This is a genomic window from Micromonospora sp. DT228 (genome assembly GCF_049841595.1).
Classification (GTDB): Bacteria; Actinomycetota; Actinomycetes; order Mycobacteriales; family Micromonosporaceae; genus Micromonospora.
The window spans coordinates 193,755-219,511 of the sequence record NZ_JBNCKO010000007.1 but is presented as its reverse complement, the minus strand read 5'-3'; the positions used below and the strand labels follow the sequence as shown (position 1 = coordinate 219,511).

23 protein-coding genes are annotated in these 25,757 nt (G+C 71.5%); 8 read left to right on the top strand and 15 right to left on the bottom strand.

Translation table 11 applies throughout. The features are described from left to right. Positions 1-6: 6 nt before the first annotated feature. Complete coding sequence (locus tag ACLQ29_RS16900) at positions 7-603, top strand: helix-turn-helix domain-containing protein (protein WP_425772480.1); 597 nt, start codon at positions 7-9, stop codon at positions 601-603. Here the strand turns inward: ACLQ29_RS16900 and ACLQ29_RS16895 are convergent. The 7 genes from ACLQ29_RS16895 to ACLQ29_RS16865 form a co-directional block, all read right to left on the bottom strand. Further along, complete coding sequence (locus ACLQ29_RS16895; protein ID WP_425772479.1) at positions 600-3,287, bottom strand: bpX6 domain-containing protein; 2,688 nt, start codon at positions 3,285-3,287, stop codon at positions 600-602. The two genes, ACLQ29_RS16900 and ACLQ29_RS16895, sit on opposite strands and share 4 nt — an antisense overlap. After that, positions 3,287-4,939 (bottom strand): hypothetical protein, encoded by a 1,653-nt coding sequence (locus ACLQ29_RS16890; RefSeq protein ID WP_425772478.1) that lies wholly within the window; start codon positions 4,937-4,939, stop codon positions 3,287-3,289. Before ACLQ29_RS16890 ends, ACLQ29_RS16895 begins: the two co-directional genes overlap by 1 nt. Further along, positions 4,936-5,346 carry a hypothetical protein gene (locus ACLQ29_RS16885; protein ID WP_425772477.1) on the bottom strand — a complete coding sequence of 137 codons (411 nt, stop codon included), beginning with the start codon at positions 5,344-5,346 and terminating at the stop codon, positions 4,936-4,938. Before ACLQ29_RS16885 ends, ACLQ29_RS16890 begins: the two co-directional genes overlap by 4 nt. Continuing rightward, on the bottom strand, positions 5,343-6,494 hold the full coding sequence (locus tag ACLQ29_RS16880; RefSeq protein WP_425772476.1) for an AAA family ATPase: 1,152 nt from the start codon (positions 6,492-6,494) through the stop codon (positions 5,343-5,345). Before ACLQ29_RS16880 ends, ACLQ29_RS16885 begins: the two co-directional genes overlap by 4 nt. Before the next feature lie 121 nt (positions 6,495-6,615). Continuing rightward, positions 6,616-7,257 carry a hypothetical protein gene (locus tag ACLQ29_RS16875; RefSeq protein ID WP_425772475.1) on the bottom strand — a complete coding sequence of 214 codons (642 nt, stop codon included), beginning with the start codon at positions 7,255-7,257 and terminating at the stop codon, positions 6,616-6,618. After that, entirely contained in the window at positions 7,254-8,003 is a 750-nt protein-coding gene (locus tag ACLQ29_RS16870; protein ID WP_425772474.1) for a hypothetical protein, read from the bottom strand. Before ACLQ29_RS16870 ends, ACLQ29_RS16875 begins: the two co-directional genes overlap by 4 nt. Further along, entirely contained in the window at positions 8,000-8,713 is a 714-nt protein-coding gene (locus ACLQ29_RS16865; protein WP_425772473.1) for an ABC transporter ATP-binding protein, read from the bottom strand. The genes ACLQ29_RS16870 and ACLQ29_RS16865 overlap by 4 nt, the downstream gene beginning before the upstream one ends. 112 nt (positions 8,714-8,825) lie before the next feature. Between ACLQ29_RS16865 and ACLQ29_RS16860 the strand changes: the two genes are divergently transcribed. Further along, positions 8,826-9,674: a sensor histidine kinase gene (locus ACLQ29_RS16860; protein WP_425772472.1), complete on the top strand. Its 849-nt coding sequence runs from the start codon at positions 8,826-8,828 to the stop codon at positions 9,672-9,674. Beyond that, a complete protein-coding gene (locus ACLQ29_RS16855) occupies positions 9,671-10,336 on the top strand; it encodes a response regulator (RefSeq protein ID WP_425772471.1) in 666 nt (221 codons plus the stop codon). The genes ACLQ29_RS16860 and ACLQ29_RS16855 overlap by 4 nt, the downstream gene beginning before the upstream one ends. 187 nt (positions 10,337-10,523) lie before the next feature. Here the strand turns inward: ACLQ29_RS16855 and ACLQ29_RS16850 are convergent, their stop codons facing one another. Continuing rightward, a complete protein-coding gene (locus ACLQ29_RS16850; RefSeq protein ID WP_425772470.1) occupies positions 10,524-12,701 on the bottom strand; it encodes a HelD family protein in 2,178 nt (725 codons plus the stop codon). 527 nt (positions 12,702-13,228) lie between these two features. On the opposite strand from ACLQ29_RS16850, the gene ACLQ29_RS16845 reads away from it, so the two are divergent. Then, a complete protein-coding gene (locus ACLQ29_RS16845) occupies positions 13,229-14,179 on the top strand; it encodes a hypothetical protein (RefSeq protein WP_425772469.1) in 951 nt (316 codons plus the stop codon). Positions 14,180-14,227: 48 nt separating this feature from the next. On the opposite strand, the gene ACLQ29_RS16840 is transcribed toward ACLQ29_RS16845, so the two are convergent. The 3 genes from ACLQ29_RS16840 to ACLQ29_RS16830 are packed head-to-tail and all read right to left on the bottom strand — an operon-like array spanning position 14,228 to position 16,453. Next, the gene (locus ACLQ29_RS16840; protein WP_425772468.1) at positions 14,228-15,817 is read right to left on the bottom strand and encodes a serine hydrolase domain-containing protein; all 1,590 of its coding nucleotides are present in this window, start codon (positions 15,815-15,817) and stop codon (positions 14,228-14,230) included. A gap of 18 nt (positions 15,818-15,835) precedes the next feature. Next, complete coding sequence (locus ACLQ29_RS16835; protein WP_425772467.1) at positions 15,836-16,111, bottom strand: hypothetical protein; 276 nt, start codon at positions 16,109-16,111, stop codon at positions 15,836-15,838. A 3-nt stretch (positions 16,112-16,114) separates the two neighbouring features. Further along, positions 16,115-16,453, bottom strand: coding sequence for an ArsR/SmtB family transcription factor (locus ACLQ29_RS16830; RefSeq protein ID WP_425772466.1), 339 nt, complete (start codon positions 16,451-16,453; stop codon positions 16,115-16,117). A gap of 192 nt (positions 16,454-16,645) precedes the next feature. On the opposite strand from ACLQ29_RS16830, the gene ACLQ29_RS16825 reads away from it, so the two are divergent. Further along, positions 16,646-18,019 carry a serine hydrolase domain-containing protein gene (locus tag ACLQ29_RS16825; protein ID WP_425772465.1) on the top strand — a complete coding sequence of 458 codons (1,374 nt, stop codon included), beginning with the start codon at positions 16,646-16,648 and terminating at the stop codon, positions 18,017-18,019. A 76-nt stretch (positions 18,020-18,095) separates the two neighbouring features. Here the strand turns inward: ACLQ29_RS16825 and ACLQ29_RS16820 are convergent, their stop codons facing one another. The 3 genes from ACLQ29_RS16820 to ACLQ29_RS16810 are packed head-to-tail and all read right to left on the bottom strand — an operon-like array spanning position 18,096 to position 21,241. Further along, positions 18,096-19,631, bottom strand: a complete 1,536-nt coding sequence (locus tag ACLQ29_RS16820; protein WP_425772464.1) for a hypothetical protein — start codon at positions 19,629-19,631, stop codon at positions 18,096-18,098. A 9-nt stretch (positions 19,632-19,640) separates the two neighbouring features. Beyond that, positions 19,641-20,660: a hypothetical protein gene (locus ACLQ29_RS16815; RefSeq protein WP_425772463.1), complete on the bottom strand. Its 1,020-nt coding sequence runs from the start codon at positions 20,658-20,660 to the stop codon at positions 19,641-19,643. Then, positions 20,657-21,241 (bottom strand): PadR family transcriptional regulator, encoded by a 585-nt coding sequence (locus ACLQ29_RS16810; RefSeq protein WP_425772462.1) that lies wholly within the window; start codon positions 21,239-21,241, stop codon positions 20,657-20,659. The genes ACLQ29_RS16815 and ACLQ29_RS16810 overlap by 4 nt, the downstream gene beginning before the upstream one ends. 168 nt (positions 21,242-21,409) lie before the next feature. On the opposite strand from ACLQ29_RS16810, the gene ACLQ29_RS16805 reads away from it, so the two are divergent. The 3 genes from ACLQ29_RS16805 (at position 21,410) to ACLQ29_RS16795 (ending at position 24,590) form a co-directional block, all read left to right on the top strand. Beyond that, positions 21,410-21,640 carry a hypothetical protein gene (locus ACLQ29_RS16805; RefSeq protein WP_425772461.1) on the top strand — a complete coding sequence of 77 codons (231 nt, stop codon included), beginning with the start codon at positions 21,410-21,412 and terminating at the stop codon, positions 21,638-21,640. 333 nt (positions 21,641-21,973) lie between these two features. Further along, positions 21,974-23,428: a hypothetical protein gene (locus tag ACLQ29_RS16800; RefSeq protein WP_425772460.1), complete on the top strand. Its 1,455-nt coding sequence runs from the start codon at positions 21,974-21,976 to the stop codon at positions 23,426-23,428. A 262-nt stretch (positions 23,429-23,690) separates the two neighbouring features. Then, on the top strand, positions 23,691-24,590 hold the full coding sequence (locus tag ACLQ29_RS16795) for an S-4TM family putative pore-forming effector (RefSeq protein ID WP_425772459.1): 900 nt from the start codon (positions 23,691-23,693) through the stop codon (positions 24,588-24,590). 70 nt (positions 24,591-24,660) lie between these two features. Here ACLQ29_RS16795 and ACLQ29_RS16790 read toward each other — a convergent pair whose 3' ends face one another. Further along, positions 24,661-25,725 carry an SMP-30/gluconolactonase/LRE family protein gene (locus tag ACLQ29_RS16790; protein ID WP_425772458.1) on the bottom strand — a complete coding sequence of 355 codons (1,065 nt, stop codon included), beginning with the start codon at positions 25,723-25,725 and terminating at the stop codon, positions 24,661-24,663. Between the last annotated feature and the right edge of the window lie 32 nt (positions 25,726-25,757).

Here is a 25,757-nt window from a genome sequence, read left to right as displayed (position 1 = left end):
GGGGCGATGGACGAGTCGACTGACCGGACCCTGGACGCCGTCGGGCCGAGGCTCAAGCAGCTACGGCAGCGCCGCGACATCACCCTGACCGACCTCGCCGCGGAGACCGGCATCTCGACAAGCACCCTCTCCCGGCTCGAGGCCGGCCTGCGGCGTCCCACCCTCGAACAGTTGCTGCCGCTGGCCCGCGCGTACGGCGTCACCCTCGACGAGCTCGTGGACGCGCCGCCGACCGGCGACCCACGCGTCAACATGCGCCCGCTGCCCACCAGCGACGGCTCCACTGTCGTGCCGCTGACCCGCCGGCCCGGAGGCATCCAGGCCTACAAGTTCGTCCTCCCGGCCGGGCGCGACGACGCCGAACCCGACCTTCGCACCCACGAGGGTTACGACTGGGCCTTCGTCCTCAACGGCCGACTCCGGCTCGTGCTCGGCGAGCACGACCTCATCCTCGAACCCGGCGAGGTCGCCGAGTTCGACACCCGCACCCCGCACTGGTTCGGCGCCACCAGCTCAGGCCCTGTGGAGTTCCTCAGCCTCGTCGGCAAGCAGGGCGAACGCGCGCACGTCCGCGCCGCCCCCCAGCGCCACGAATCCAGTTAGAGACGCGTACGCAGGCAGGCGACGGCATGGCGGCGCGTGAGGTCGACGACGACAAGCCTGCCGCTCTCCTCCCACACGGTGAGGGTGTCGGCGTGGCGTCGCACGCCGATCGCGCCGACGGAGGGCGGAAACGCCACGCGCAGGTTGCCGTCGGCGATCTCCACGGTGGTGTCGGTGGGGCGGTCGACGCGCATGCCCCCGCCGGTCAGCAGGGTCGGCTTCGCCGCCACCATCCGGGTCGGCGCACCGTGCCCCCGTACCTCGTACGTGTCGGTGTGCTCGTCGTGGCGGGTGGTGATCAGCGCCGAGGAGGCGAGCAGCGCGACGCTGGCGAGGCCGTCGAGGTCGACAGGTCGGCGCATCCGCAGCATGAGCGCGGGCAGGTCCCAGCGCCACACCTCGGTGTGGTCCGCGTCGGCGCCCGGTTGACGGGTGAGCCGGACCAGCGCGGCGAGGCTGGTCGGGCTCCGGGCGATGTCGAGCACCGCGATGCCGGGGTCCAGTTCGCGCCACGTGACGCGGGGGACGTCGGCGGTCAGGTCGACGAACGCGATGCCGTCGTCGTCGACCACGGTGAGCAATGCGCCGTCGTAGCTGGGCAGCACGTGGTGCGCCGTGATGGCGACGGGGGGCCGCAGCCGGCGGGTGCTCAGGTCCAGGGCGCGGACTTCGGCGGAGGTGCCGCGCCGTGCGACGAGCAGGACGTTGGCGCCGTGATCGGCGACGACGAGTTGGTGTGCGGGTACGTCCCACCGGGCCCGGGTGCGGCCGTCCAGGCCGATCAGGCGTACCCCGAACTCGCCGTGTGCGGTCAGGATGGCGCGGCCGGCGAGCAGGACCGCGTCGTGGATCGGCAGTTGACCGGCGTCGCCGGCCGCCGTGATGTCGACCGGGGTGTCCGATCCGGGCACCCTGCTCGCGGGCAGCGGTGGCAGGTCGGCGGCGGCCAGCCGGTCGGCCCGGTCCCGCAGCCGGCCGGCGACCCGCCTGCGCTCGCCGGCGTCTCCGCCGGGGTCCCCTGCCGCGTCGCGGACCAGGAGACGCAGCGCGCCCGTGCACAGCCGGCGGTCCGCTGCCCGGTCGGTGCAGCGCAACTCGCCAAGCGCGGCCGCGAAGCCGCGCTGGGCCGGCGTCAACTCCCGGTCCCGAGAGTCGAGCAGCGCGAGCGCGGTGCCCACGCTGGTGGCGGTCGGGCGCCAGGTGACCAGGTGCGCGAAGAGGTACCCCGCGGTGTGGCCGCTGAGCGCCATCCCGGCCTGGATGTTCGTCACCACGAGCGGGCGCAGCGCGTCGTCGGGCCAGGCCGCCTCGACGGCCCCGAGATGATCGTCGGCGGCCTGCCGCGCGCGTACCCACTCGGCGCGCAACTGGCGGGCCGCCGCGACGTCGACGCCGGCAAGGCGCTCGACGGCCGCGGCGAACGCGCCCCGGGCCCGCGCCACCCGCAGCGCGCGGTCGCGGTCGCCGGCCCGCCACCACAGCCGCACCGCCAGGTCCGGATCGAGGTCCCGTCCCTCGGCGAGCGTCGCGGCGAGCCGGTACCTGCGGTGTCGCTCCAGCAGTCCGACCGCCTCGGCCGGCAGGTCGAGCAGATCCGCGAGGACGAACGCGGATTCCTCGACCCGGCCGGCACCGTCGAGTTCCGTGGCCGCCTGCCGGTAGAGCGTCCGGAGGTGGTGCTGGATCCCGACGTCGAACGGGACCCCCGCTCCGCCCGGGAGATGCGGGTGCGGCACCAGGTCGCCGGTGCGTGGGCGGGGGAGCCGGAGCGTCGGTCGCCCGCCGGAGCCACCCATCGCGATCGCCTCCCGCAGGGCGCTGTCCCAGTCCCGGCGGGCGAATGCGGCATCGAGTCGCCGTAGGTAGCGGTGCTGCGCGTTGCGAGCCAGCAGGGCGGCGCGGCTGGCCAGCACGAGCCGGGCGAGCAGCGCGTTCCACCGTCCACCCGACGAGGTGCCGCGACCGGTTGGCGGTGCGCCGACGTCCGCCGACGTCGCGGGGCCCCGGGCGATCAACCTGGAGATGCCCCAGAGCAGGCCCGCGCCGGCGCCGACAACAAGCATCGGGTGCGCCGCCGCGACGAGCGCGGCGAGGCCGTACGCGAGGACGGCCGCGCCGATCGCGACGATCTTCGCGACGAGGGTGTCGGGGAGCCGGCGCCAACGGCGTGATCGGGTGGACGCGGACAGCAACCGGCGGGTCCGTCGCGGTGGCGACGCGACACCGGCCACCGCGCGTAGGTCGGGTGCCGGTGGGGGTGGCTGCCAGGGCGCTGGTGTCGCCGCCGCGGCGACCGGGCGGTCCAGTGCCGCGAGCGGCTCGATCCGCAGGGCGGTCAGGTCGATCCACGAACTCCTGTCGACGCGGGGCAGGGCCGCCCGGTTGACAACGGTTGTCGTGCCCGCGTGCGGGAGGAGCACGTCCCCGTCCCGGGCACCCTCGACGGGGGTGCCGTGCGGGTGCAGGACGCCAGCCCTGTCGACGAGGACGAGACCGGGGGCCAGCTCCGCGCGTACCGGGACGGCCTGGTCGAACTCCAGCAGCCACGCCCCGGTGGGCAGGTCGAACAGCGCGCCACCCGGCCGCCAGGTCTCGACGACCCGCCGGCGCGCCTCGACCTCCCCGAGCAGGGGTACGTCGATCAGCAGGGCGCGGGCCGGGAGCTGGCCACGAAACGCGCTCATCAGGTGCTCCGGACCGTGCGCAGGACCTGGTTCGTGGCGAGGTCGGCGATCTCGATCAGTCCGTCCGGCCGTGGCACGGCCAGCCACGGCTTGCTCGGATGCACCGCCGGAGCGCCCACCCCGCCCGACCAGCGGGTGAGCGTCTGGGTTCGGGCCGGCGAGACCAGGCGGACGATCAGTCCGCTGCTCGACAGGGTCACCAGGTGGGGGCCGTCGATGTCGACCAGACCGACGACCGTCGTACCCTTGGCGATCGTCATGTCGCTGACCGGCCCGGACGCGGCGTGGATGCGCCAGGTGGCGTCCCCCACCGACCAGGCCGTCCTCGACCCGGCACCGAGGACCACGCGGGAAGTGGTGGGAATTCGCACCCCGGCGGGCAGGCCGCTGGCCCGGATGTCGGTGCCGCCCCGCCAGGCCAGGCGGGGGGCGTCCAGCTGCCGGCCGGGGGCGACCGCCACATAGGACGACAGCGCGCGACCGGTGGACAGGTTCCACCACCCACCACCGAACGCGCACAGCAGGTCACCGCCGAGGACGTAGAGCGGCGACAGCGGCCCCTCGGCAGCCGCCTCGACATCGGCGACGGACAGGCCGATGGCGGTCAGCGGCACCGCGAGGTCCTGCGTGCTGCCCAGCGCCTTACCGATCACGACCGGCCGCAACGTCTCGTCGACGCAGCTGAGGATGACGAGCCGCCGACCCAACCAGGAGGCGGCCAGCGCCGGGCCGGGCAGGTGGTGTCGTCGCGGACGGCCGGTCGGCACCCGGACCGAGACGACCTCGGCCGGTCCGTCGCCACGGGCGATCAGGTACGGCGCGGCGCTCGCGAACGTCGGTGTCCGCAACGACCCCACGGCCGGGCCGACGGGGACCGCGCGGAACGCGGTGCCGCGCAGAATCCGCAGCGCGACGTCACCGCGCGGCAGCGGGAGATCGACGTGCCGATCACCGACGACGGCCCGGACGCCTGTCGCTCCGTCGACACCCCACTCCTGCTCGTGACTCACCAGCACCCGATGCCGGTCGGGCAGGTCGCCGGCGAGGTGCGGCCCGGTCAGCAGCCAGGCCTGATCGGCGGCGTCCACCTGCTCGGTCCACTCCCGGACTGTCGACGCGTCCGGCTCGGTGGCTCGGCGGGCGGCCAGCCAGCCGCCGAGCTGTCTATTGAGGTCACCGTCCCGCCAACTGCCCGGCCGTTCACCAAGCACTCCCAGCACCAACGACCGCCCCTGGCTGGTGGCCCGGCGATGCAGCACGACGAGCGCGGCGAGCTGGACCAGCCGGGCGGCGCCCAACTGCTGCGGGCCGGTGTCGACGAGGACGACCACCCGTCCGCGCGTCACCGGGGATCGGGTGGCCGTCGCCAGGTACAGCAGTTCCCCGTCGGCGGCGCGGCGGACGAACTCGTCAGGCAGCTCCTGCCACAGCTGCAACTGCGACGGGAGTAGCCGCTCGATGGTGCCGCGCGGTGCCAGCCCGTCGTAGCCGTCGGGTTGGCCGTCGTCCGTGGCGGTGCCGTCCGCGCCGGAGAACAACTCGTCGATCCGTCGGACGAGCGGGCCCATGGCGAGCGCGACGTCGGCCGCCAGTGCCGACAGTGCCGGCGCCCAGGGGGCCAGCGACGCCGGGAGGGTCCGGTGGTCGGTCATGCGGGCGCCAGCCATCCGGGGTCGAGCGGCTCCTGCGGCAGCGGGCCGGCCAGGACCAGGCCGGGCAGCAGCGCGAGCAGTCCGGCCGGCTGCTGGGTGAGGTGGCGTAACGGCTCGCGCAGCAGGTCGGCGCACGGCCAGGGCTCGGCGAGCGTCGGAACCAGCACGCCACCGTCCCACCCGAGGTAGACAGCGCCATCGGCCCACGGCAGATCCGCCAGGTCACCGAGCACGATCAACCAGCTCTGCTCCCGGCCCGCGCAGGCGCGCAGGCGGGCCCCGGCGGTCACCCGCAGCAGCGTGTCCGCGCGCAACTCCGGCACCACCGCGTCGGCCGCGACCACGGCGGCGGCGGGAAGCGCGACGTCGCGCCCCCGCCAGCGCAGGGACACCTGTGCTGCGCTCACCGCTGGATCGCGGCGACCAGGAGGCCGCGCATGTCCCGCAACGCCGACGGGGCATCGGCCAGGACGAACTCCGCGTCGATCTCCCGCAGCGTCGCTTCGAGGCGCAGCCGGTCATCGTGCGTCAGCGGATCGGCGCCCACCTCGTCGAGCAGGCGGCGGCCGGCATCGACAAGGCGCGCCGCGCGGGCCTGTCGACCCCGGGCGAACTCCTCGGCCGCGTACACCAGACTGCCGTTTCGTCCCTGTGCCAACAGGTCGGACAGCGCCTCGCGGGCCGACGCCTGGGCGTCGAGGGTCGGCGCGATCAGCGGGAGCACCCAGAGATCGTCGGCGGTCGCCGTGGTGCGTCCGTCCATTGCCGCCGCGGCGGCCACCAGACGCTGCGACCGCACGACCCGGCGGTCACTGAGCGGTACGCCCGCCTGGCGCAACTGACGGATCGCGGCGGCCAGCAGGCCCCGCACACCCCGGAGGTCACAGTCGTTGGCCGCCCGGGACAGCCGGTCCACCGCCGGCAGCAGCGATCCGGTCGGGTCGGCCGGCCGGGCAGCCGCCGCCCAGCCCACCTCCAGCAGCTCGTCCAGTCGCGCGTCCGGGACCGGGGTGACGAAGACGCGGGCCAGGAACCGGTCCGCGAACGCGGCGAGAGCCGGATCGTCGGGCAGGCTGTTGGCAGCGCCGACGCAGACCCGCAGCGGGCACGACAGGAGAGTCGAGCCCCGCCGGAACACCCGCTCGTTCAGGACGCCCAGCAGGGTGTTGAGGACCGCCGTCGAACCGAGGAAGACCTCGTCGAGGAACACCACCTCCGCCTCGGGCAGCATGCCCGCCGTCTCGAACTCCACCGACCCCTCGCGCAGCCGGCGCAGGTCGACCGGGCCGAAGATCTCGCTCGGCTCGGTGAACCGTCCGAGCAGGTACTCGAAGTAGCGACCGCCGAGCTGGTCGGCGGTGCGCCGGACGGCCTCCGACTTGGCGGTGCCCGGCGGGCCGATGACGAGCACGTGCTCACCGGCGACGGCGCTCAACGCCACCACCTCGGCGACCACCTCCCGGTCGACGAGGCCGGTTCGGGCCCGCGCGATGGCCTCCCGCACGGCGACGGCGTCCGTCGACAGAGGAACGGGCTGCCTGGAGATCGTCTGCACCGACGAAGTCTACGGAAACCGCACGTCGACGGCGCACCACATATTGTGCCGGCCGGCGTCGTGGACGTTCCGCGATGTTGTGCCGGCCGGCGTCGTGGACGTTCCGCGCCGACGTCAGGTGTCACGCGTCGCGGCGACGGAACGTCAGCGCGGCCACGGTGAGGGCGGCGAACGTCCATGCGATCGTGGCGGCGGCGCCGTGCGACGGGTCGAGGGCTGCGGTGTCCGGCAGGTAGGCGGCACTGGCGGTGGACCCGGCCCGCAGCAGCGGGCCGGCGACGAAATACAGCCCGAGCAGCAGGATCGCTGCGGACACGGCGCTGCGGACGATGCTGCCGACCGCCGCCGCCAGCAGTGTGGTGAGCGTCAGGTACCCGGTCGCGGCGGGCGTCCAGCCCGCCCCGTCGGCCGGCAGGGTGCTGGTGGCCGCCGTCGCGGCGGCCACCGGGAGCGTCAGCGCGGCCAGCGCGAGTGCCTTCGCCGCCTGGAGGGGCAGACGGCGGGGCATCGCGAGCAGTGTGGTCCGGATCTGGTCGCCCTCCTGGTGCTCGGACGTGGCCGCCAGCACGCCGAGCACCAGGAAACCGGCCTGGGTGTAGCCGAGTGGACCCAGGGCTGCGTTGTCGCCGAGACGATCACCGTGGGACTCGGCGGACGCGTACGCGTACGTCAGCAGGACGGTGGCGGCCCAGGTCAGCAGCGCGGTCCGACGCATCGACGGCAGGGTCAGCAGTTTGCGCAGTTCGGCGCGGGCGGCGTTCACGCGTCGCGCCGCTGGAACAGGATGGCGCCGACCGCGAGCAGCGCGAGGATCCAGGCCGTCATCACCAGGCCGGCGGTCACCGGCGCAACCTCGACGGGGAAGTCCGCGCTGTGGATGAACATCTGCGCTCCGACGATGTCCGGTAGGTAGGAGGCGAGGTCGGTGACCTTTGTCAGCAGGTACGAGACGGACACCACGGAGCTGTTGATGATCAGCAGTGTCAGCGGCACGATTCCGTTGCGGGTGATGAGCGTGATCGCGTACGCGAGAAGCGCGGTAAGCGTCCAGTAGAGGATCGCGGCGGCGACGCGCGTCGGGGCGGGTACCGGCGCGTGGTCGCCGTGCAGCAGCTGGGTGAGGGTGAGGGTGGCGGTGGTGGTGACCGCTGCCTGTGCCGCGACGACGAGCATCAGCGCGATGGTCTTCGCCGCGAGCAGCCGCAGCCGGTTGGGCACCGCGGCGAGGGTGGCGGTGAGCTGGCGCGCGCCGGGGGCGTCCCGAGCGGTGGACGTGTATTCGCTGCTCACCACGACGACCCCGAGGACCATCGGACCGATCAGGCCGATACCCAGGTCGCGCAGGCCCAGGTCGGACGTGTCGGTGAGGGTGCCGTCGGCGATCGCACGGCGGGTGTACGGCGCGTTCAGCAGGACGACCACGGGTGCGACGAGCGTGCCCAGCACCAGACCGACCCAGGCGGTGGGCAGGCCGAGAAGCTTGCGGATTTCGGCGCGGACCAGGTTCACCACGGGCCACCCGCCTCGGTGGCGGTCAACGCGAAGAAGGCGTCCTCCAGGGTGCGGTGACCGCCGGTGACGTCGGCGAGCCTGCCGTGGGTCACGACCCGACCCTTGTCGATCACCACGACGTCGTCGGCGATCTCCGCCAGTTCGCCCATCAGGTGACTGGAGAGCAGGACGGTGCGGCCCTCTGCGGCGCTGTCGCGCAGGAATCCGCGCATCCAGCGGATCCCGGCCGGGTCCAGCCCGTTGACCGGCTCGTCCAGGACCAGCACCTCCGGGTCACCGAGCAGCGCGGTGGCGAGCCCGAGCCGGCGGCTCATGCCCAGGGAGAAGCGCCCGGCGCGCTTGCGCGCGTCGCCGGTCAGGCCCACGATCTCGAGGACCTCGTCGGCGCGGGAGTCCGGCAGGCCGTTGCTGGCGGCCACCCAGCGCAGGTGGGCGCGGGCCGTGCGGGCCCGGTGCGCGCCGCTGCCGTCGAGCAGGGCGCCGACAGTCGTCAGCGGGCGGTCCAGTTTCCGGTACGGGTGTCCGCAGATCAGCGCGGTGCCGCTCTGCGGGCTGTCCAGGCCGAGCAGGATCCGTAGCGTCGACGTCTTGCCGGCGCCGTTCGGACCCAGGAAGCCGGTGACCCGGCCGGGTCGGGCCTCGAAGGCGACGTCGTGCAGGATCCGCGTCCCGCTCTTGGTCTTGCTGACGCGATCGATCGTGATCATGGGTCGAGTCAACAGGTGAGCCACCCCGCACACATCGGACCGTTCTCGGATCCCCGCGGCCCGGTCGGTCCACGGACCGTCAGACCCTGGTCTGAGAACTACAGTCGGGCAGGTGAACGTCCACCCGCGCCCCTCCGGGCGGTCCAGGACCGTGCCGGTGGTCGCCGTGGTGGTCAGCGTGCTGGTGATGGCCATGTGCACGGTCGGCACGCAGGGCCCGCTCGCCGTCGTGCTGCCGCCGCTGATCGTCGGCGGCGCTGTCGCGGCCGCGGTGTGGGCGGTGCGGCGGTCCCGCGCCGACCGCACCGCCTACGAGTCGCGGCTGACCGCCTGGGCTGCGTCCGAGGCGGTGCTCGCCGAACGGTTGCGGATCGCCCGCGACCTGCACGACATCGTCTCGCACGGCCTGGGTCTGATCACGGTCCGCGCGGCGGCCACCCGGCACCTGCCCAAGCCGGCCGAGGTGCAGGTGGCGCTCACCGACATCGAGGACGCGAGCCGGCACGCCACCGCCGAGCTGCGCCGCATGCTCACCGTCCTGCGGGAGCCGGCCGCCGCCGGCCGCCGTGCGCCGGTGGACAGCCTCGACGACCTGCCCGACATCGTGCACGCGGCGTCGCTGGCCGGGATTCGGGTACGGCTGACGGTCGAGCAGCTCGGCCCGGTGTCACAGGGCGTACAGGTCGCCGTCTGCCAGACCGTGCGGGAGGCGCTCAGCAACGCCGCGCGGCACGCGGGACCGACCGACGTGCGGGTGTCGGTGCACCGGGACGGGACCCACGTGGTGGTCACGGTGGCGGACACCGGCCCGTCAGTGGACGGTTGGCGAGCGTCGCCGGGCGCCGGCCATGGGCTGGCCGGGCTGCGGGAACGGGTCGGCAGTCTCGGCGGCGCCCTGTCGGCGGAGCGGGTCGACGCGGGCTTCCGCCTCACCGCGCGGATCCGGGACGAGGCGGCGTGAGCGACATCCGGGTGCTGCTGGTGGACGACCAGGCGCTGCTGCGACACAGCCTCGCCATGATCATCAACAACGAGCCGGACCTGGCCGTCGTCGGCGAGGCCGGTGACGGCGCACGGGCTGTGGCGTGCGCCCGCGCCACCCGCCCCGACGTCGTCCTGATGGACGTTCGGATGCCGCACCTGGACGGCCTCACGGCCACCCGGCGCATCTGCGCCGACCCCGCCCTGTCCACCGCCCGCGTCCTGGTCCTGAGCATGTTCGAGCTCGACGAGTACGTCTACGAGGCGTTGCACGCGGGAGCCTCGGGGTTCCTGCTCAAGGACGCCCGCCCCGACGAGCTGATCGAGGCGATCCGCCGTACCCACCGTGGTGAGTCGCTGTTCGCGCCGTCGATCCTCACCCGGCTCGTCGCGCACTACGTCACGGCGCCCCGACCTGATCGGCCGACGCCGGCACTGCGGCGGTTGACCGGCCGTGAGGTGGAGGTGCTGACACTCATCGGTGGCGGCCTGTCGAACGACGAGATCGCCACCGCCCTGGTGATCTCGGTGAAGACGGTGAAGACGCACATCACGCACCTGATGGCGAAGCTGGCCGTACGGGATCGGGCGCAGCTCGTGATCGCGGCGTTCGACGCGGGCCTGGTGCGGCCGCGCCGCTGAACCCGACGGGTTCTGGGTCAGCTAGGGCGTGTGTCAAAGTCCTCGGTCGAGCCGAGGCGGAGTCCAGGCGGCGGTCCGGCAAGGCGGAGATTGGTCCGGATACCGGTGTTGTATCCGGACCAATCTCCAACGCGGCCGGTCGTCGTCTGGGCCCGCCGCAGGCCGGCCAGGGGCTTTGACACACGCCCTAGGCCGGTGTGAGGATCACCTGGCCGAGTTCCTGGGTGCATCGGGTCAGCGCGACGTAGAGGCCGTTCCAGCCACGCGGTTCGGCGGCGATGCCCTGCGGGTCGACGAGGAGCGTGGCGTCCCATTCCAAACCCTTGGCCTGTGCGGCGGTGAGCACCGGCACGTCGCTCAGCACGGCCAGGAGTTCGTTGATGCGGTCGGCGGGGGCGACGACACCGACGGTGCCGCCACGCCACCGTTGCCGAAGCTGTCGCACCGCCTGGGCGGCGGCGCCGGCAAGCTCGGCGGGTGTCGTGGTGAGTTCCCAGGGGGCGATGCCGGAGGAGCGCACCGCCCGTGGTGGCGCGTTGTGGCTGCCAGCTCTCGTCAACACCGGCCCGGTGAGATCCATGACCTCACGCGGGGTCCGGTAGCAGATGGTCAGTTCCGCGGCGGTCCAACGGTCTCCGAAGACAGCCTGCACCGCTTGTGCCCAACTGCTGTGCCGGTGCGCCGCCTCCGCCTGGTCGATGTCACCGACCGCGGTGATGGAGCGACTGGGACAGCGCCGTACGACCATCTGCCACTGCATCTCGGACAGCTCTTGCGCCTCGTCGATACAGACATGGCCGTACACCCAGCCGCGCTGTCGGCGAGCGCGGTCGGCGACGAACTCGCCCTGCGGTTGCGGGGCTTCGACCTCACCCAGCAGGTCGGCGAGAGCGTCGAGCAGGGCGATGTCGCTCGATGCCCACTCGGCTGGCTCGGCCGAGACGGCGGTGATCTCCGCCGGGGACAGCCGCGGTGCGAACCGGGCCAGCAGGGTGCGGTCGGTCAGGAGAGCACCCAGCAGGGTCTCGACATCGAGGGTGGGCCACCAGGCCTCGACGAACCGGGCGATGCTGGCGCTCCCGGCGATCCGCGAACGAAGATCCTCGACCTCCTCCTCGGAGAGCACGCCGTTGACGTCGCTGCCGGTGGGGGCCCTGCCGAGGTGGTGCTCGCGCGTGAGGCTCCGGTCGACGCGGGCGAGGATGTCCTCGAAGCCCTCCTCCATCTCGTTCATCAGCGTCTCGCGCTGCTCGACGACGGCGTCGGCGAGGAGGTGGTGCAGCTGCTCGGCGAAGACCGCGCGGGCGCGATGGTACGGCCGACCCTGCACCGCCGAGGCGAGCGCCTGCGCCACCGTCGCGGCGGCGATGGCGTAGAACTCACCCTCCCAGCGCAGCTTCAGCTCACGGGGCCGGGGGAGCAGCGACGTGACGTAGCTTTCCAACGCGTGTTGCCAGAGGGCCCGGCCCTTGATCTCGGCGAGCTGCCGGCTCTCGTCGCGGCCCACCCGGATCCCCGGCAGCAGGGTGTCGCAGGTCGCCGAGACGACTGCGGTCTCACCGAGCGCGGGCAACACCTGGGCGATGTACTGGAGGAACCGTGGCGAGGGGCCGAGGACCAGGACCGCCTGCTCGGCCATCGCCCGGCGGGCGAACAGCAGGTAGGCGACGCGGTGCAGGGCAACCACGGTCTTGCCGGTGCCCGGGCCGCCCTGAACGATGAGCGGGCCGGTCGCCTCGGCCCGGATGATGTCGTCCTGCTCGCGTTGCAAGGTGGCGATCGCCGTCGACATGTGGCCGGTGCGCCGCTGGTCGAGGGCGGCCAGGAGAGCGCCCTCACCGACGAGTTCCGCCGACAGGGTCCCGTCCAGTGGCTCGTCGTCGACGCCGACGACTGTTGATCCGCTCGTCCGGATGTGCCGGCGTCGTGCCTGGCCCTGCGGGTCAACAGCCGTCGCGGTGTAGAACGGCCGAGCCGCGGCGGCACGCCAGTCCACGAGCAGTGGCTCACTGTCCTCGCCGTCGTCGCGCAGACCGATGCGGCCGACGTGCAGCACCGTGCCGTCGAGGCCGTCGAGGCGGCCAAAGACCAGCCCTTCCCGTGCTCGCCGTAGCTCTTCGTACTGTTGACGGAGCATGCGCTGTCGGGCCTGCTCCACCGGGTCCAGGGCCTCGGCGGAAAGCTCCACCCGGAGGTGGTCGACCAGCCTGTCGCGCCGGGCCGTGGCCAGGTCGAGAAACGACTGTTCCTCGGCGACCGCGGATCGGCGGGCGACGTCCTCCGCGGCGGCACTCGGTGGTGCGCCGTCGGAGGTCTCCTTGCTGACGCCAGCAGTGCCGTTGTGCGGAGCAGAATCCTGGCGCATTCGCAATCCCCGTGCTTGTGGTCCCCCGGGCCGCGGATGAGCCCGCAGCCTATTCCCGAGCGAGCATAGAGCCGTTTTCCCTCGTCGGCCAGAAGATCTGTCGCCAGAGACGGGAATCTCAATGCCTTGCGAAAGGTGGCCTCAGTCTATCTGTATTCGTTTTGACATTTCGGTGATTACCTGATCTGAAGGCGGATACTCCTGTCGGCTCGGTCGGCCCTCGCCGCCAGGGGCTGGACAGGCATCGCCAAAGCCTTACGCCGCAACACCTGCCGACCGCTCGCGATCCTCGGCGTCACCTCGTCCCGGAGGCCCGATATCTCCAACACGGGTCGGTGGAGGCCCGGCTCGGCAGCGGCTGGGCGAGCTGTTCCAGCAATACCGGCCAGCGGAGTTGGCGGTGCTGTTCGACTATTTCGACCGCGCCGCCGATGCGCTTCTCACCGCCACCCGCGAGGTGCGCGCGCATACGGCCCACCGCAGCGGCCCGCCCTCCTGAGACGACGACGGGGCACTAACATCCCCTCGTGATCGAAGAGCTGATCGAGAAGGTGGCCGCCGAGGACGACGAGGCCGTCGAGGAACTGTCCGCCATCGCGGACACGGACCCGCGGAGGCTGGCCCCGCACCTCGGGTACCTGCTCGATCGGGACGTGCTGTGGCCGGCGACCTTGTATCGGGCGGCGGAGGTCGACGTGGTCCGCCGGGTCATCGAGCGGATCGATGGCGGCACCACGCCGGACGACCTCAACGAGCTGCTCCTCATCCTGGCGCACACCGCTCACCCGCTGGCCGAGAGCGCCATGCGTCGCTGGACGGCGCAACCGCCGGCCGGCGCGGAGGACCTGCACGTCGGTGCGCTGGGGTACGCCGAAGAGGCCGGTTGGACGATCGGCTCGGACGGCAGCCGCCGGGATCTGTGCGGCGGCACCGCGTACCAGTGGGTCATGCGCGAGACGCCGCCACGCGCGGACGGGCCCACCTGCCCGTGGTGTGCGTCGCCGTTGTGGATCGCCGCGGATCTCGACACCGCGGAACCTGCCGTCGGCGCCGCGCTGGCCCACACCGGCTGGACCGGCCGGCTGGTCCTGGAGACCTGCCATTTCTGCGTTTGCTACACGACGCTGTACAGCCAGGTCACGCCGGCCGGCACCACCACGTGGTGGCCCGGCAACACCCGCCCGAGCTACATCGGTTCCACCGAACCGGAGCATCCGCCGACGCTGGCGCCGATCCTGGGTCCGGCTCGGAAGAGTCCCTATCAGGCGAGCGCGTGGGATCGGGGCGGTTCGACCCTGGGCGGCGCGCCCGAATGGATCCAGGACGCCGAGCACGCCGACTGCCCCGGTTGCGGCCAGAAGATGGACTACGTGGGTCTGGTGGGCGGCGCGGACCTGGACGACTACGGCGAGGGTGCCCACTACCTACACCTGCACCAACCGTGCGGGTTCGCCGCCGTGAACTACCAGCAGAGCTGAACCCGGTAAGCGCTCGCGGGTTCGTGGCGGACGGTGGGAAGCCTGCCGTCACGTTGTCCGAACGGCCGTCCGCGGACGTGGTGTCGGGTCGGTGTCCGTCGGACGTGTGGTTGCCATGCTGGACAGGCCCATGGCCAGTCGGGTCAGGGCCAGTGCGGTTGCCAGGGCGACCACGGCGATGATGGCGTGACCGAGGTCCGGTGCCCACAACTGGAGCTTGGCGAGGTCGGCGCCCTGCCAGAAGGACGGCACCGTGGCGGCGCCGGCTGCCACGGCGGCGGATCCGCAGGTCCAGGCGGTGGTGGCGATGATGGAACGGACGCGCGAGCGGGCCGGTGGGATGGTGCCGTGCCGGAGTCTGCGGATAAGGCGGGTCGAGGACCAGACCAGGGCGGTGATCAGCACCACGGCGACGCCGAGCAGGCCGGTCAGCACCCAGACGTGAACCGGGTCGGCGGCGGCGGCCGTGGGTGTGCCACCGTGCAGGATGCGGGCCAGATTGAACGCTCCGGCGCTGAGCGGAGCATCCATCGGCAGACCGTAGATGTTGGTCATGACGATGACGGCCAGGTTCGACTCGGGTACGAGCACGAGGTGGGTGAAGTAGTCCGGGGTCGCACCGGCGTGCCAGACGATGCGGGTGCCGACGCCGTCGAGGGTGCTGTTCCTCCAGCCGAACCCGTAACTGCCGTGACCTGTGGACACGGTGCCGGTGTGCATCTGTTTCGTGCTGTCGGCGCCGAGAATCCGGGTGTCGCCGTAGCGGCCACCGTTGAGCTGCGCGATCGCGTAGTGGGTCAGGTCGTCGAGGCTGGCGGCGAGGAAGCCGTACGGCACTCCGGCGGTGTCGAACGGCGCGGCGAAGCGCCGCGGTTGGCCGAGGTAGTAGCGGTGTCCGGCCGGGATACCGACCGCCCGGGCCTCCTCGACGGTGGCCGCGGAGTGCGTCATCTGTAGCGGGTCGAGCACGTGGCGGCGCAGGTAGGCGCCGAAGGTGCCGCCCGTGACGTCCTCGACGAGCGCGCCGAGAATCATGTAGTTGGCGTCGCTGTACTCGTAGCGCTGCCCGACGGCGGCGGTGGGTCGCAGCGTGGCCAGGTCACGCACGGATCGGGTCAGGCCGCCGGGTCGGTTGTCGTACCGGTCGGTCAGGCCGGTGCTCCAGACCTCCGGTAGGCCGCTGGTGTGGGTCAGCAGGTGGCGGACGGTGACCGTTCGGGCGGTGTGCGCGTCACCAAGCGTCAGCCACGGCAGGTAGGTCGACGCCGCGGTGTCGAGGTCGACGCGGCCGGCCTCGACCAGTTGCGCCACCGCGAGCGCGGTGAACGACTTGCTCGTCGAACCGAGCAGGAACGGTGTCCGTGCGGTCATCGGACGGCCGTCACCGTCGACACCCCAGGCGCCGCTTCGGAGCACCTTGTCGCCGCGTACCACCGCGTACGCCAACCCGGGTGCCTTGATCTGCTCCAGGTAGGCCTGCAGGTAGTCCTCGGCGGCGGCCAACTCGTCGCCGGGTGCGGCGCGGTCGGGCACCGGGTTGACGGCGAACGGCGCGGGCGTCGTGGCCAGCACCGCCAGGCAGCCGGCCACCGCGACCAGACGCCCGGCCTGCCGTCGTAATCGTGTGTAGTGGCTCATGTCGCACGTCCTTCCGCGTCAGCCGATCTGGCTCAGGAGCCTTTCCAGCGCGGCCAGCCGATGCCTGACCTCGCCGAGTTCTGCCCGTACGCGCGTGAGTTCGTCGGCCATGGCCTGGCCTCCGTCGGCGCTCCGCTCGGCCAACAGCCGGTAACCCTCTTCCCGCGTCGCGGCGTAACGGGCGCGATAGAGGCCGAGCCCGACGAGGCCGGCGACGACGATCACCGTCGCCACGATCACCGCCGAGGCGATGGTGGAGGTCTGCGCCATGTCCAACGCCATCTGCTGGGTCATTGCTCACTTCTCCTGTTCTCTGGCCGGCTCCACGCCGGTCAGGGTCTGCGCGGCCAGCGCGACCGCCGCCAGGTCCAGGGACACCGTGAACGGCGTGGCCTGGAAATACTTCACCGAGCTTCCGTCCGGTGCGGTGACCAGTTCACCGGTCACGAGATTGGCTGCCTCCAGTTTCTGCAGGTGCATGTAGAGCAGCGGTCGGTTCATCTGCAGCCGCCGTGCGAGCTCGCTGACGTAGGTGCGACCGTGGCTGAGGGCGGCAAGGATCCGCAGTCGGTGCGGGCTGGCCAGCGCGGCCATCAGCGACACCAGCTCGTCACCGGTCCGCGGGGTGCCGCTCATTCAGAGGCCCTTCCTCGGCGCGGGTGTCAGATCTTCCTGACACGGGGGTGTCAGGGAAGTCTGACACCGTCGGTGAGTGGTGTCAACGCGGCCCCATGCCGCGTCTGTCACGCGGTTCACCGCGCATCGTCTGCGGGAGGCTGGACGCGTCGGATCGTGACAGGGCTGTGCGGGCCGCCGTAGGTTGCCCACATGTCATCGATTCCGACGCCGCTGCTACCCGAAACCCGACGCGCGTTGCTCCACCGGCTGGCCACCGGCCAGGTGGCGGGTCGGGCGCCTTCGGTCGTCGCCGCCGTGGTGCGTGACGGCCATCCGGAGTGGATGGACGGGCGCGGAACGGTGGACGGCAGGGTGCCGGACGGCAATCTCCAGTACCGGATCGGCTCGATCACCAAGACTCTCCTGGCGGTGCTTGTGCTGCGCCTGCGCGACGAGGGGCGACTCGCGCTCACCGACCCGCTGGCCGAGCACCTGCCCGGCACGGCGGCGGGCCAGGCCACGATCGGTGCGTTGCTGGGGCACACCGCCGGGCTGATCGCCGACGCGCCCGGCCCGTGGTGGGAACGAACCCCGGGCGCGCTGCGACAGACCCTGGCCGACGTGCTGGGCAGCGAACCGCAGGTGCATCCGGCCGGGCAGCGCCACCACTACTCCAGCACCGGCTACGCGCTGCTCGGCGCGCTGGTGCAGCGGGTTCGGGGCCAGGCGTGGGGCGAGGTGCTGCGGCGCGAGGTGCTGGAGCCGCTCGCGATGACCCGCACCACCCTGCTGCCGGTCGCGCCGCATGCCACGGGCTGGGCGGTGCATCCCTGGGCCGATGTGCTCCTCGCGGAGCCCGCCGTGGACACCGGTCTGATGGCGCCTGCCGGGCAGCTGTGGTCGACCGTCACAGACCTGGCCAGGTTCGCCGCGTTCCTTCTCGACGGCGACGACCGGGTGTTGCATCCGGACACCGTCGCGCAGATGCGCACCCCGGCGAGCCCACCGGAGGCGACGGACTGGGACAGCGGCTACGGGCTCGGCATGCAGATGCTGCGCCGCGACGGCCGGTTGTTGGCCGGGCACACCGGCTCGATGCCGGGCTTTGTCGCGGCCGTGTGGGTCAGCCCCGACGACGCGTTGGGAGCGGTCGTCATGGGTAACGTGACCGCCGGCCTGTCCGCCGGTGCTCTCGCCGCCGATCTGCTGCAGACGGTCGCCGAGCGGGAGCCACGGATCCCCGCGCCGTGGCGACCGCTGCCCTCGGTCGACCCACAGCTCCTGGATCTCGCCGGCCCGTGGTACTGGGGACCGGCCCCTTTTGTGCTGCGCCCGCAGGCTGATGACGTCGTGGAGTTGGCCCCGCTGTCCGGCGGGCGCGGCACCCGGCTGCGCCCCACCGGCGACGGCGACTGGGAGGGGATCAGCGGCTACTTCGCCGGCGAACGACTGCGCGTGTGCCGCGACGCGGCGGGCGCCGTCAGCCACCTCGATCTTGGCACCTTCGTCTTCACCCGGCAGCCCTACGACCCCGCGGCGCCGGTGCCCGGCGGTGTCGACCCGGCCGGTTGGCGGGCCGGCTGACAAGCGCCGGCGCCGGTCCTTCAGAAGGCACTGCGCCTCCGCGACGGCGGTCCGACGTCGCGATACCGAACCAGGCTCAGCGCAGCGCCATGTGGACGTCGGTGAGGAAGCGGTCCCGGTCGTCACCGTGGGCGATTGCCGCGTTGTAGACGGCGTCGATCGCAGCGGCCAACGGGTCGTCATTCGCCAGGGCGATCAGGGCGGGGAACGCGGCGGCCTGCTGAAGCGCCTCGGTGACGGTGTGTGCGCCGGATGCCGTCGAACCGAGGTGCAGTGTGACGGTGGTGTGGGGCACCTCGGGATCGGACAGGAGCCGGTTGAACGCGGCGACGCCGCCCTGGTCGGTGAAGGACCGGGGCAGTTGATGGCCGGCCTCGGCGGTGGCGAGCGCGTCGGCGACCCACCCGATCTGTTCCAGCCCGGCCACCCGCATCGCGAGACGGGCCGCCCAGCAGGCTGCCCCGTGCTGGCGGGCGGCGGGCAGCGCCTCGATGCGGTCGAGCAGCCGACGGTCGATGCGGGCCAGGGACCGCGCCTGGCCGAGGAGTCCGCGGACACGATCCGACGGCGGAGCACCTCCCCACCGCTCGGCGTCGCGCTGGGCCCGCAGGCGGCGGTACTTTTCGGCCAACGCGGTCGCCTCGGCGGCCTGCCCACGCAACGTCTGCACCCACGGGTACGACCCGGCGGCGTCGAGCAGATGGTCCCAGATCAGGCCGAGGGCGAAGGCGTGCCGGCCCAGCACTCCCTCGTGCCGCAGCGTGAAGCCGTCGGGGCCGGACGTCAGCCGTACGGTGCTCGGCTCGTCGTCCGGCATCGTGACCAGCGGATCAGGGAAGATCGGTTCGTCTGCGGTGGACCACGACCACTGGAGAGTCTCGTCGTCGACCCGCTCCAACCGGACCTCCAGGTCACCGACGGGCAGCACTCCCACCGGGACCTCGACCGGCGCGAGCCGGTGGCGGACCACCGCCACCCGGGACAGGTCTGCGTCGTCCTCGTACGGATCAGGAGGCAGCAGGGCCGGACGGCCGGACGGGCGCGGCACAAGTGACAGCATCGCCCGCTCTGCGGCCTTGGCCGGCTTCTGCTCCCAGTCGCGACTGCCCGGGTCGGCCCGCACGGTGCGCCACGGCGTCTCCTCGGACACCGCCCAGATGTGCAGCTCGTGCCGCTCGGGCGGATCGTCGTCGGTGCGTACGGTCTCGTGCAGGCGGTCGCGCGCGTGCACCCGCACCCGGATCAACCCGCGCGGGACAGCGACGTCGGTGAGGGCCTCCGCGGCGCCGCCCATCAGGCCGACGACCGACAGCCGGCCGCTGGGACTGAAGAGGGTCGCCTCACTGATCGCGTCCCAGCCGACGTCGACTCCCGTCGGGGGCCCGGACAGGACACGCACGCGCGCCTCGATCCAACCGGTGTGTATGCCGCAGAAGCCGGTGAACTGATACGGCGACACGACATGCAGCAGGCTGTCGCCGAGGGTGTAGATCCCGATGCCGGACGCGCCCGGCACGGCGGACACCTCGTACTGGCAGTGGCTGACGGACAACCTCGCCCACCTGGTCACGGATGCCGGACTTCGATGATCCGTGTCGGTCACGTCGGCCACGCCCAGATCCTACGGCCGGCCCGGGATGTCTGGTGGGGGCGGCGGGTCGGCGTGACGGACGATGTCGCGGTAGACGGCGAAGGCTGGCTTGGGTTGGTAGGTGTCGGTGACGAGGCCGAGAGTCCCGGTGGGTTCCGTGGAACTGCTGTCGGCGTCCCTGAGGCTGAACAGTTCGTAGTGGGTGATGTGCAGAATTCCCTGTTCGGTGCGGATGACACCGAGCATGTCCGCCAGTGAGTCGCACTGTGCCTGCTCGGTGCGTCGTGACCCGCTCGGGGTCCCGTTCTCCACGATGTGGATGGGAGTGTCGGGCGGGATGTGCGCGCGGGGCAGCGACACGCCCCGCAGGTGGTGCAGGGCGTGGGTGGTGAGGGACGCGGTGTCTCCCGGGTTCCCCCGGGGGGCGACGGGTGCGAAGGCGTCGGGGTACAGGCCCAGGCCGACGTAGTCGACGTGGGCCGCGAAGTCCTGGTACGGGACCGAGGACAGGTACGACCAGAATCCGTCGTCGCCGCCCAGCCATTCCGGTGGTTCGGCGACGGAGAAACCGACCCGCACGTGCTGGAGCCCTCGCCGGTCCAGTGCGGCGCGCGCGTGCGGGATGCCGAGGACCAGGGCTTCGCGTACGCCGGGGGAGCTTCCGTCGATGAGCGGGATGGGGAAGTTCGGCTCGAGCGTCACCTGGAGGTAGCGCGTCAGGTGACCGTAGCGGTCGATGACGGTGTCGAGGAAGACCAGCCATCCGGCGAGGTCAGCGGTCCGGGGAAGGTAGCTGACCACGAGGTCCAGCTCGCGGTTTCCCTCGACGTACCACTCGTCGGGCATCGTGAGGTGCGCGAGTTCGTGGTCGGCGCCGAGCGAGGTGACGACGTCCGGCGGTGCGGTGTCACCGAAGAAGTGCACGTACTCGCGGACGACGAAAGCGCGACCGCCCGAGACGTCGTCGACGAGGTGGCGGATCGCGGCGACATCGGGAGGGAGGGAGCAGACGGTGCCGGCCCGGCCGCCCGGATAGATACCGAACTTCATGCTTCTGCGCTCCCACGGGTGTCGGGTTGCTGGGTCGGCCAGCCGATCTCGTGCGACCGGATCCGCCGCACCAGGGTCCTGATCCAGGTGGCTTCGGTGGCGACGATGGTGCGCCAGTAGGCGACTTCGAGCATGTGTACTTCGAGCACGTCGGCGTCGGGCAGCCCCGAAAGGGCAGCCAGTTCCTGGTCGAGCCGGTCGGCGCGACCGTCCAGGATGCCCGCCGCCTGGTCCTTGGGGAGAACACCGACGTAGGCGACCGCCATGACGAAGTCCACGGACGCGGCCGGGGACTCGCGCACCCCAGCCTCGACCTTGTGGCGGAAGTCGGCGAGGCCGGCGGCAGTCAGCTCGTAGGCCGTACGGGGTGGGCGGTTGCCTATCCGCTCGGGCTGGCGGGAGGAGACCGTGCCTGCCTTCTCGAGCGTTTTCAGCAGAGACGTGACAGTGCTGCGGGTGACCGGGAGGTGGCCGTATCGCTCGCGTAGTCGTGTCGTGATGTCGTAGCCGTGCGCCGGCTGCTCGACGAGGAGTCCGAGGATCGGCAACACCAGGCTGTTGCGTGACGCGTCCAGAGGCACCCAGGCAACCTATAGGCGTATACGTCTAATCGCAACACCAGCGGGTAACCGTCGCTCGGACGGGGCTCGGCGTTGCGATACTCTCCAGGCGCCCACACCGGGGTCGAGCAATCCGCGTCCGCCGGCCTCCGATGGCCGACAGGGCGCCCCAGTTCCAGGGAGATACCGATGCCGGAGCCTGAGCTGCCCGCGCACGACGACCACCAGGCGGATGCCGAGACCACGGCCGAAACCACTGCCGAGGCCGAGGCCGACCAGCCTGCCGCTCCCGCGAATCGGGCTGCCCGACGCGCGAAGGGCAAGGGCACCTCGCCCCAACCGCATGGAAAGGGTCAGCACTTCGGCGGTCGGGGCTCGGTCCAGAGCCCGCGGCAGTGGGGTAACCGGCGAAGCGGCTGACCCGTCGTCAGCTGACGGCTCCCCGGTCGCTGGCCGCCCTCCTTCTGCCTCGCCTGGCTTCGGCTGGAGTGTTGGGGCATCTGTACCTAATGTAGGACTTCTTCGCATAAGACCCTTTAACGCGAGTCTTGCTCCACTACGTTCATGTCGAGAGCGACAACCGATTTGTCGCTGCCTGCACGGATTGTTACGTGCGGAGACATGGTGTACGGAGAAGGGCTAGGTAGCTCGATGTCCAACCATCGACACCCGAACGTCAGCGAGGTAGCGGCAGATCAATCGGCTCCCCCGAAGAGGCGGCGGGCACGTTGGCTCGTCGCCGGAGTGGCCGGGGTGGCTGGGCTGGCCGCCGTCAGCGCGCCGGCAGGGGTGACCGGAGCGCTCGGAGCGAGCGGCAGCAGACTCGTGGACGCCGGGGAGCAGGTCCTCGCCGCGAGCACCAGTCGGGTGACCGGCGACGACGACAGAGGGCAGGACCGGGGCGGCACGGACCACAAGGACGACGACCGCCGGGGCGAGGACTTCACGGACGTACCGTGTGGCGCCAACGAGCTGATCGCGGCGCTCGTCCGCGCGAACGCCGGCCACGGGGCGACACTCAAACTCGCCGGGAAGTGCACGTACACGCTCAACGCGTCCGCACCCCAACCACCTGTGCCCTTCGGCCCCATCGGCCTGCCGATCATCACTCAGCGGGTCACGATCGACGGGAACGGCGCCACCATCGTCCGCGCGGCCAACGCCGCGCCGTTCCGGATCCTCGAGGTGGGAGCCGGCGGCGACCTGAACCTTCGCGACGTGACCATCAAGGGTGGTCAGGACACGAGTGGGATCGGCGGCGGTGGAGGTGGCATCCGGATCGACGTCGGCGGCAGGGCCACCATCGAGAACACCGACGTGGTCTTCAACCGGACCAACGGCTCGGGCGGCGGAATCTCCAACTTCGGCGACACCAGGATCCTCGGCCGGAGCGATCACGGCGCGGGCAAGGACCGGGACGGCAAGGGCCGAGACGGCAAGGACCGGGACAAGCACGGGGACGACGAGAGCAAGATCAGTGACAACGCCGCCCTGTACGACGGCGGGGGCGTCTACAACAACGGCAACCTCACCGTGCAGAACACCAGAATCAGCGACAACAACACGATCGGTGTTGTCACCGTCCTGCCGATCGGTGGCACGGGCGGCGGGCTGTCCAACTCCAGCGTCGCCGTGCTCGACAACGTGCGCGTGCACCACAACACCTCGGGCTTCCGGGGCGGTGGCATCCGCAGCGGAATCAACGCCACCACCACGGCCAGGAACATCGAGGTCAGCGAGAACGCGACAGGCAGCGAAGGTGGCGGAATCTTCAGCGACGGCGTCTTCCACCTGGAGCACAGCAAGATCAGCCGGAACAGCGCCGGCCAACGTGGCGGCGGGATCTTCAACCAGATCGGCCGGTTCGTGGCCGAGGACACCCAGATCAGCGAGAACGCCGCCAGCACGTTCAGCACAATCGAGCACGGCGGCGGCGTCTACGTCGGCAGCGGCATCGTCGTGCTGCGGCACACCCACATCAACCGGAACAAGGCCGTCGGCACGAACTCGCAAGGCGGCGGGATCTACAACGCCGGCACCGTCAACCTCCACGAGTCAAAGGTGACCGAGAACGTCTCGGCCCTGGCGCCGGGCGGGATCTTCAACGAGGGCGGTCAGGTCACCGTGGATGAGAAGTCGGTCATCAGCGAGAACCGGCCCACCAACTGCACGCCCAGCGCGCCGCCCGTCCCCGACTGCTTCGGCTGACCATCCTCTCGCCCGGCTCGTCGAGGACAACAGGCACCGACAGCGGTACGCCGCATCCGGTCCCGCTCGGGTTCGATCACAGGATCGGGCTCGTGGCGGGACCGGATGCGTGTTCCGTTCCGCCGGTGAACAGCCGGGCCCGACAGCACGTGACGACGTGAGGTCCGGTCGGAGTCGCCGATCAAACGGACGGTAGCGCCTCGATCGCTGATCGTGTCACCATCTGGGGCAGGGGTGGACCGCTGGGCGCTCGGAGGTTCCATTGGCAGACACGCGGCGGATCAACCAGTTGCAGAACGACGACAGTTCCCTGCTGCTCTTCCGGGCCATCGCGGTGGCGCACCGCTACACGCAACGCGCCCAAGCGGTCAGTCTGTCGATGTCACTCGTGGTGGCGAGCCTCGGCGTCGTGGCCAAGGTGGCGCAACCCCCGCTGCAACCCGTTGTCTCGATCATCGGTGCGCTCTGGGCCGGCGTCTACGCGGTCGTCCTGGCTCCCCTGATCGGTCGTCACCTGCGCATCAGCGCGACGTTGCAGGAGATGCTGGACACCGACCTGTTCGGCCTGCCGTGGAACGCGGTCCTGGTCGGTGAGCGACTGTCCGAGGACGAGTTGAGCCGCCTCAGCCGGCGCTTTCGCGGCGACGACGCGCGCTTGCGGGACTACTACCTGGTCGCGACCGTCGCCGCTCCGTACGACGTGCTCTTCTGTCTGGAGCAGAACCTGGCGTGGGGCTCGCGGGTCCGGCGACGCTTCGCCGCCGTGTTGCTCGGTGTCATCGCGGTCTGGTGTGTGGTGGGTGTGGCCGTGGGTCTCGTGACCGAGAGTACGGTCGGCAGCCTGGTCGGCGTGTGGTTCGTGCCGTCGCTGGGTCTGCTGCTGTCCTGTTCGGACATGGCCCGCGCGCAGATCCTGACCACCCGGGATTCCACCCGGGTGCTCGGCCTGGTGCGCGCGGTCACCGAGGAGCCGTCGCCCGTGATCGCGGACGACCAGGCGTTCGCCGTGTTCGCCAGGCAGGTGCAGGATGTGCTGTTCGTCGCCCGCCGGCAGCAGCCGCGGATGCCGCAGTGGTTCTTCCGCCTCTTCCACGACGATGATCTGACCGACTTCCGGTACAAGATGCAGGTGCTCGAACAGCGCGTGGGTGTCAATTCCTAGCGAAAGCGCGTGCGTCTCCCGATCGGGCGCGGGCCGACGGGGTGGGGTCGGCTCGCGCCCGCGACGACCGTCAGTACGGGTATCCGGGGACGTTGAGTCGCACGCTGTACAGGCCGGAGTCGTTGCGCTGGCCGGAGGTGATGTAGAGGGTCTGCCGGTCGGTGCCGCCGAAGGCCACGTTCGTGGTGCCGGAGTTGCCGGCCCGGATCGTGCCGAGCTGGGCGCCGGTGGGGGAGTAGACGTGGACCTGGCCGTCGTATCCCGACGTCCAGTACACGTTGCCGGCGCAGTCGATCGTCCCGCCGTCCGGACCGCCGACGTAGTTCACGAAGACAGTGCGGGCGCTGGTGCTGCCGTCGGGCGCGACGGCGTACTTGTAGATCTTGTTCTCGGAGTAGGCGCCCACGTACAGCGTGGTCCCGTCGGGTGAGAGCGAGATGCCGTTGGGCTGGCGCAACCGGTCGTCGACGAGCGACACCTGACCGCCGGAGACACGGAAGACGCTTGTGCGGCCGTTCATCTGGTCGGAGCGGTTGCCGCGCTGGAAGTTGGGGTCGGTGAAGTAGACGACGCCGTCGGACCGGACCGCGACGTCGTTCGGCGAGTTGAACGCCCGGCCCTGGTAGTTCGCCGCGACGGTGCTGCGGGAGGAGTCGCTCAGCCGGTACGCGGACACGCTCCGCTGGTCGTGGGTGGCCGCGATGAGCTGCTGGGCGTCGGCGCTGAGGGCCAGGCCGTTGCTGCCGGCGTTGGGGATGAACGTGTCGAAGGTCGACGGCGGCGTGAACCGGCGGATCGTCGACGGCTGGACGTTGTACGGCCCGGTGCCGGCGGCCATGTCGGACATCAGCAGGTAGCCGCCGTCGGCAACCCAGACCGGCCCTTCGAGGAACGAGAAACCACCCTGGATCCTCGTGGCCGACAGTGAGCTTGCCGGCAGCGGTGATCCGTATCCGACCCCCTCCGGGCAGACCCCGGGCGGTGCGCCGGGCGGACCGGCGAGCGCGGCGTGAGCGCCAACATTTGCGGTGTCCACGGCTGTCGAGGGCGTGGCGGCGGCGCCTGTGGCGAACGGCGCGGCGCCGACCGCGAGGCACAGTCCGGCGAGTGCGGCAATTGTGGGACGCCAGGTCATCGAATGCTCCAATCGGCGTCGGCCGTTGCGTG

Coding starts and splice junctions, on each gene's coding strand:
- ACLQ29_RS16815 (WP_425772463.1), bottom strand. CDS start 20,660: ATGAAGTTCGGTATCTATCCGGGCGGCCGGGCCGGCACCGTCTGCTCC.
- ACLQ29_RS16895 (WP_425772479.1), bottom strand. CDS start 3,287: ATGAGCGCGTTTCGTGGCCAGCTCCCGGCCCGCGCCCTGCTGATCGAC.
- ACLQ29_RS16850 (WP_425772470.1), bottom strand. CDS start 12,701: ATGCGCCAGGATTCTGCTCCGCACAACGGCACTGCTGGCGTCAGCAAG.
- ACLQ29_RS16900 (WP_425772480.1), top strand. CDS start 7: ATGGACGAGTCGACTGACCGGACCCTGGACGCCGTCGGGCCGAGGCTC.
- ACLQ29_RS16830 (WP_425772466.1), bottom strand. CDS start 16,453: ATGAGCGGCACCCCGCGGACCGGTGACGAGCTGGTGTCGCTGATGGCC.
- ACLQ29_RS16805 (WP_425772461.1), top strand. CDS start 21,410: ATGCCGGAGCCTGAGCTGCCCGCGCACGACGACCACCAGGCGGATGCC.
- ACLQ29_RS16890 (WP_425772478.1), bottom strand. CDS start 4,939: ATGACCGACCACCGGACCCTCCCGGCGTCGCTGGCCCCCTGGGCGCCG.
- ACLQ29_RS16825 (WP_425772465.1), top strand. CDS start 16,646: ATGTCATCGATTCCGACGCCGCTGCTACCCGAAACCCGACGCGCGTTG.
- ACLQ29_RS16865 (WP_425772473.1), bottom strand. CDS start 8,713: ATGATCACGATCGATCGCGTCAGCAAGACCAAGAGCGGGACGCGGATC.
- ACLQ29_RS16835 (WP_425772467.1), bottom strand. CDS start 16,111: ATGACCCAGCAGATGGCGTTGGACATGGCGCAGACCTCCACCATCGCC.
- ACLQ29_RS16840 (WP_425772468.1), bottom strand. CDS start 15,817: ATGAGCCACTACACACGATTACGACGGCAGGCCGGGCGTCTGGTCGCG.
- ACLQ29_RS16790 (WP_425772458.1), bottom strand. CDS start 25,725: ATGACCTGGCGTCCCACAATTGCCGCACTCGCCGGACTGTGCCTCGCG.